Below are 6,041 nucleotides of genomic sequence, written 5' to 3'. Positions count from 1 at the left end.
CCGCCGCTCAAGATCAACATACGAGAACAGCTCTCCCGACCTTCCCTCCCAACCTCGCATCACCACCTCGCCCGGTTCCCCAGAGCGAGTGAATCACGCCATCAGCACGAGCGCCACCCACTTCTTCAACAGCCTGCTAGGCGCCTTTGCCGCGCGGCGGGGCCGCCCACGTCACGCAGGATTGATTGGCGGAGGCGGCGCGTTGTCCCTTATTTCAGGGCCATGTTCGCCGTTGTCCGAGTGCTTGCCCTCGTTTTGCCGGCCGTCGTGGCTCTGAGCACCGCCGCCCGGGCGGAGGAGCCCGTGGTGGTCGAGCTGTTCACCAGCCAGGGCTGCAGTTCTTGCGCGCCGGCCGACCGGCTGTTGGCGCAGCTGGCCAACCGTGCGGACGTGATCGCGCTCTCGCTCCATGTCGATTACTGGGACTATCTGGGCTGGCGCGATACCTTCGCCAAACCGAAGTTCACCAAGCGCCAGTACGCCTACCGCGACGCCTGGAACAAGAACGTGATCTACACGCCGCAGATCGTGGTGCATGGCAGGCGCGCCGTGCCCGCCACCGACGTGCAGGCGGTGGACGCGGCCATCAAGCAGGCCGAGAGCGCGCCGGCGCCCATCGACATCTCGATCCGGCCCGAGAACGGCATGCTCAAGTGCCGCATCGCGCCGGGCCACAACCCCGAGCCCGGGACGATCTGGATCGCCAAGTACACGCTCAGCGCCACGGTCGACATCAAGCGCGGCGAGAATGCCGGGCGCACCATGACCTACCGCAACGTGGTCAACAGCCTGATGCGCATGGGCAAATGGTCGGGCAGCGCGGTGCAGGAGGTCGAGATGCCGCAGCCCGACCCCGGCGAGGGAGTGGCCGTGTGGGTGCAGAACGGCAAGGCGGGCCCGATCCAGGGCGCGGCGAAGCTCGATAACCCGGCGCCCTGAGCGCGCGGCGCGTCGGCACCGGGTCGCTCGGCCGGACGCGAACCCGGGTGCCCGTCAGCCCGTGTGCGGCACGGCGACGCCGATCATGCAGTCGCGGGTGACGATGGCCTCGAGCCGCTCGGCGCTCCAGCCCTCGGTGCCCTCGGGCCGCCCGGGCAGTACCATGTAGCGCATGTCGGCGGTGGAATCGTGCACGCGCAGCTCCACGCCCGCGGGCAGCTCGAGCCCGAACTCGCCCAGCACGGCGCGCGGCTCGCGCACCATGCGCGCGCGGTAGGCCCGGGTCTTGTACCAGTCCGGCGGCAGCCCGAGCAGGTTGCGCGGATAGCACGAGCACAGCGTGCAGACCACGACGTTGTGCGCGGTCTCTGTGTTCTCCACCACCACCAGCTTCAGCCCGTCGGGCGGGATGCCCAGCTCCGCGATCGCCGCCGAGCCGTCGGCGAGCAGCCGCGCGCGGAAGGCGGCATCGGTCCAGGCCCGGGCCACCACGCGCGCGCCCAGCGCCGGGTTGCGCGAGTCCAGGCGCTCGATCTCGGCATTGATCTCGGCCGGCGTGGTGATGCCTTTCTCGACCATCAGCTCGCGCACCGCGATCTCCATGCGCTGCCAGTAGGTCAGCGGCTGGTCGTTGTCGGGCCGGTAGGGATGGCCCGACGGACTCATCCCCTCGTGGTGGAAATGCTCGTGATGGTCATGTGGCATCGGCCGGCTCCAGCCAGTGCTCGAAGATCTCGGCGTCGACGGTGTCGGCGGGCCGCTCGGCCGCCGCGCCCCACAGCTCGGCCATGGTGAAGCGCACGCGGTAGAGCACGCGCGGGGGCAGGCCGTCGCGGCCATAGGCCAGCTCCTCGGGGTTGGCGAAGTCGCCGCAGATGCGCTCGACCCGGCCCAGATGGCCGCGCAGGTACCACGGCGTGCGGATGTGGCCGGGCGCCGCGCCGCGCTTGACCCGCACCACGTCACCCGGCGCGAAGCGCCCGCCGCGGGTGGGGTAGGGCGGCGGGAAGGCGGGCGGCGTGACCTGCGCGAGCGCCGTCATTCGCCGCTCCCCTGGGCCTCGCCATAGGTGGGGCCGCGGGCCGCGACCTCCTCCATGCGCCGGTTCAGCTCCTCGATGGTGAAGGCGCCGGCGTCGATCAGGTTGCGCGTGGTGGCGGCGATCCAGCGTTCGTAATAGGTCATGGTCTCGAAGGCGTCCTCGCCCATCTCCTCGAGCGCGCGCCTCAGCCCGTCCACGGTGAAATAGCCCCGGTCCGAGGCGATCTGCCTCAGCGCGTCGACCCGCTTCTCCCATAGCGCGTAGTCGTGCTCGCGGCGCTCGACCGGACCGGCCTCGCGGCCTCCCAGGTCGTGCCAACTGCGGCCCTCGTCGCGCCTGTTGCCCATGGGGTGCAGGCTAGCGCGCGCGCGGCGCGCCGCCAAGCCCGTTGCGGCCGCGCCTCACAACTCCTCGACCGTCACCTTCTCGGCGTAGAAGGCGACGTGGTCCCGGATCTGCTCGGCGCCTGCGACCGGGTCCTCGTAGGACCAGGCGGCATCGCGGATCAGCCCGGACTTGCCGACGATGTGGAAATGCGTCGCCTCGCCCTTCCACGGGCAGGTGGTGCGCGTCTCGGAGCGCTCCAGGAACTCCATGCCGACGTCGCCGCGCGGGAAGTAGAGCACCGGGTCGTGGCCCTCTTCGTCGAGCAGGAGCGCGCGCCGGGTCTCGGCCAGCACGGCGCCGCCTGCGCGCGCCACGTGCAGCCCGCTGGCCGGGGCGACGGTGAACTTCGCGGACATGTTTCCTGCCTCTCCCTCGCGCGCCGCCGGTCCCTCGCCGAGCGGCGCGCAGGCGCGGCGGAGCCAGTCCAGCACCTCCGCGTCCCGCGCCGCGTCCAGCTCGGCGCCGACCTCGGCCAGCACGCGGGCGTGATAGGCGTCGAGCCAGGCGGCATCATAGGGGCCGAGCAGCGCGCTGTCGATCAGGCGGCGGTCGATCGGCGCCAGCGTCAGCGTCTCGAAGCCCAGCATCGGCCGCGTGCCGCCCTCGGGCACGGCGGGCCCGGTCACCGCGACCAGGTTCTCGATGCGGATGCCGAAGCGCCCCTCGCGGTAGTGCCCGGGCTCGTTCGACAGGATCATCCCCGACTCGAGCGCCACCTCGCCGCCCCTGCGCGACAGGCGCTGTGGCCCCTCGTGCACGTTGAGATAGGCGCCGACCCCGTGGCCGGTGCCGTGGTCGTAGTCGAACCCCGCCTGCCACAGCGCCGCGCGCGCGAACGCGTCGAGGTCGCGGCCGGCCACGCCCTTGGGCCAGCGCGCCCGGCTGAGCGCGATCATGCCCTTGAGCACCAGCGTGAAGGGGCGGACCGCCTCGGCGTCCGCCGCGCCCAGCGCCACGGTGCGGGTGATGTCGGTGGTGCCGTCGAGATACTGCCCGCCCGAATCGACCAAGAGCAGCTCGCCGCGCCCCAGCGCCCGGTTGCTCTCGCGGTTGACGCGATAGTGCACGATGGCCCCGTTCGGCCCGGAGCCGCAGATGGTGTCGAAGCTGATGTCCATGAGCGCGCCGGTGGCGCCCCGGAACGCCTCGAGCCGCTCGACCACGTCGATCTCGCCCAACGGCTCGCCGGCCGCCACAGCCGTGTCCAGCCAGTGCAGGAAGCGCGCCATCGCCGCGCCGTCGCGGCGGTGCGCCGCGCGCATCCCGGCCAGCTCGGCCGGGTTCTTGCGCGCCTTGGGCCCCAGGCACGGGTCCTCGCCCCATTTGAGCGTCGCTCCGGCGCGCTCGAGCCGCGCCGCGATCCAAAGCGGGCAGGTGGCGCGGTCAAGCAGCACCGTCTTGCCCCTCAGCCCGGCCAGCCCCTCGCCCAGCCCCTCGGGCGGCGCGAGGCTCACCTCGTTGCCCAGATGCGCGCAGACCTCGCCGTCGAAGCGGTCGGGCTCCATGTAGAGCGCGACCGAGCCGTCCGCGTCGAGCAGCGCAAACCCCAGCGCCACCGGCGCGTGCGGCAGGTCCGAGCCGCGGATGTTGAGGAGCCAGGCGATGCTGTCGAGCTGGCTCAGCACCGCCGCGTCGGCGCCCGCCTCGGCCAGCGCCGCGCCGAGCCGCCGGCGCTTTTCGGCCGCACTCTCGCCGGCCAGCCGCTCGGGCTGGACCCGCACCGCGCCCATCGGCCGCGGCGGGCGGTCCTGCCAGATCTCGTCGATCGGGTTGGGCTCGAGCGGCACCAGCCCGGCGCCGGCTTTGGCCGCCGCCTCGGCCAGCCGGTCGATCTCGGCCTTGCCGTGCAGCCAGGGATCGTAGCCGATGGTCATGTCGGTGCCGAGCCGGCGCTCCAGCCACCGGGCGGGCGGGGTCTCGTGCACCGGCACGATCTCGAAGCAGCCGCCGTCGACCTGCCGCGCCGCCTGCAGCGTGTAGCGGCCGTCGACGAACAGCGCCGCCCGCTCGCCCAGCACCACCGCCAGCCCGGCGGAGCCGGTGAAGCCGGTAAGCCAGGCCAGCCGCTCGTCATGCGGCGCAACGGTCTCGTTCTGGTGCGCGTCGGCGCGGGGCACCACCAGCCCGTCCACGCCGCGCGCGGCGAGCCGCTCGCGCAGGGCCGCCAGCCGCTGCGGTGCGGCGGCGCCGTTCCCCCTCACCTCGAATGTCTGGAACATCTCTCCGCCACTGCTTGCCTCGCGCCGCCATGCTGGCCCCGGAGCGGGTCGGCCGGCAAGCGGCAAATGCGCGCCCGCCGGGGCGGTCCGCCCGGCCCCGCGCGTCCGCCGCGCCGCATCAGCCGTGAGCCGGCCAGGCCATCCAGGCGCCGGCCTGGCCGGCCAGCTCGTCCGGTTCGAAGCCGATCAGCAGGCTCATGCGGTGCCCCTGGGCATCCTTGGCATAGACCCGCTCGGCCAGGCGCCCGCGGCGGAAGCCCTCGGGGATGCGCCGTCCCTCGAAGTGCCGGTTGGTGCCGGTGAAGTCCACCGCCACCCGGTCGTCGCCCTGATCGACCAGCCGTGCCACCGGGCCGTTCAGGTCGCGCAGGATCGTTGCCTTGCCGGGCGCGTGCTCGGCCACAAGCATCAGGTCGATGCCCAGCTTGGGCACGCGCATGCGCGCGGTGACGCCGGTGGCATAGGCCATCTCCTCGCGCGGCACGGTCACCACGTCGTTGAGCGCAATCACGCGGCAGCCGCAGCCCTTGCGGTGCGCTCCCAGCTTCGCGATGCAGGTGGTCAGGGCGCGGCGCGCCACCTCGCCGCGCGCCGTCTCGGCCGATGCGGAGGCCTGCTGGCCGGTCGCGGTGGCGAGCGCGGGGCAGTACTCCTTCGGCATGCCCCGCGCCAGCGCTCTGGGGGCATGGGCAGCGAGGAACGCGCGCCCCGCCTTGGTCTCGGTCAGGAAGGGCAGGGCGTCGGTGCGTACCCAGTGCGACTCGTCGCGCTTGTCCAGCAGGTCCGCATTGGTGCCCTCGGCCGCCCGAATCGCCAGCGGCAGGTCCGCCGGCTCCTGTGCGGCGATGACCGGCGGGCGGTCCAGGACCAAAAGCCGCTGGACGTGGAGGCCCTGCGCCACAGGCTGACGCGCCGACGCCGCCTGGGGTGCGGATTCGCCGCAGCCGGTGAGCAGCAGGGCGCACGCAACCGGAAGGAGTATTGATCTCATCTAAAACCCGTTTATGTCCACATTTGCGCCGAATTTGCCTGCATGGTGAGGCTAATCAACGGCATTTTTCATTTGAGGCGACAACGTGGCAAAAATATAGTAGCAAAGTGGCATGATCGGCGGGCGCTGCGGAGAGAGCGTGTCGGAGATGGATGTGGGAGCTACTCAGACGATATGGGGTCACGTCAAGTGGTATGACGCCGTCAAGGGCTACGGCTTTCTCGTGCCCGAGGATGGCGGCCCCGATATCATGGTGCATGCATCGTGCGTCAGGGCCTCGGGCCGCTTGGCGCTGAGCGAGGGCGCACGCGTCCACGTGTCTTACGGACGGGGCCAGCGCGGCCTCGCCGCGCAGGAAATCCTCGATGTCGAGGAATCCGAGACGCCGGCGCCGTTCGGCCAGCCCCAGGGCTTCTCGGAAGGGCCGCGCCCGACCGAGTACCTCGCCGCCGCCGCCGATCTG

6 protein-coding genes and 2 pseudogenes are annotated in these 6,041 nt (G+C 72.0%); 2 read left to right on the top strand and 6 right to left on the bottom strand.

The features are described from left to right. Window positions 1-267 precede the first annotated feature (267 nt). Entirely contained in the window at window positions 268-939 is a 672-nt protein-coding gene (locus tag AC32QD_RS10715; protein ID WP_492010490.1) for a DUF1223 domain-containing protein, read from the top strand. Window positions 940-993: 54 nt separating this feature from the next. Here the strand turns inward: AC32QD_RS10715 and nthA are convergent, their stop codons facing one another. The 6 genes and pseudogenes from nthA to AC32QD_RS10685 form a co-directional block, all read right to left on the bottom strand. Next, a complete protein-coding gene (gene nthA, locus AC32QD_RS10710; protein WP_492010489.1) occupies window positions 994-1,644 on the bottom strand; it encodes a nitrile hydratase subunit alpha in 651 nt (216 codons plus the stop codon). Next, the gene (locus tag AC32QD_RS10705) at window positions 1,634-1,981 is read right to left on the bottom strand and encodes an SH3-like domain-containing protein (protein ID WP_492010488.1); all 348 of its coding nucleotides are present in this window, start codon (window positions 1,979-1,981) and stop codon (window positions 1,634-1,636) included. Before AC32QD_RS10705 ends, nthA begins: the two co-directional genes overlap by 11 nt. Then, window positions 1,978-2,328, bottom strand: coding sequence for a ScnB-like protein (locus tag AC32QD_RS10700; RefSeq protein WP_492010487.1), 351 nt, complete (start codon window positions 2,326-2,328; stop codon window positions 1,978-1,980). Before AC32QD_RS10700 ends, AC32QD_RS10705 begins: the two co-directional genes overlap by 4 nt. 54 nt (window positions 2,329-2,382) lie before the next feature. After that, window positions 2,383-2,670: pseudogene (locus AC32QD_RS10695) on the bottom strand (DUF427 domain-containing protein); the annotation flags it as partial. Between the two features lie 93 nt (window positions 2,671-2,763). Then, window positions 2,764-4,587: pseudogene (locus AC32QD_RS10690) on the bottom strand (aminopeptidase P family protein); the annotation flags it as partial. Window positions 4,588-4,705: 118 nt separating this feature from the next. Further along, window positions 4,706-5,488, bottom strand: coding sequence for a hypothetical protein (locus AC32QD_RS10685; protein WP_492010486.1), 783 nt, complete (start codon window positions 5,486-5,488; stop codon window positions 4,706-4,708). 244 nt (window positions 5,489-5,732) lie between these two features. Here AC32QD_RS10685 and AC32QD_RS10680 point away from each other — a divergent pair. Beyond that, on the top strand, window positions 5,733-6,041 hold a 309-nt coding region (locus AC32QD_RS10680), incomplete at its 3' end, for a cold-shock protein (protein WP_492010485.1).

This window comes from Thermohalobaculum sp., assembly GCF_058622915.1.
The sequence above is the reverse complement of the archived record's forward strand: the minus strand, read 5'-3'. Positions and strand labels throughout refer to the sequence as shown.

What these genes read in the sequence shown, in the direction of transcription:
- nthA (WP_492010489.1), bottom strand. Translation starts at nt 1,644, where the DNA reads ATGCCACATGACCATCACGAGCATTTCCACCACGAGGGGATGAGTCCG.
- AC32QD_RS10705 (WP_492010488.1), bottom strand. Translation starts at nt 1,981, where the DNA reads ATGACGGCGCTCGCGCAGGTCACGCCGCCCGCCTTCCCGCCGCCCTAC.
- AC32QD_RS10700 (WP_492010487.1), bottom strand. Translation starts at nt 2,328, where the DNA reads ATGGGCAACAGGCGCGACGAGGGCCGCAGTTGGCACGACCTGGGAGGC.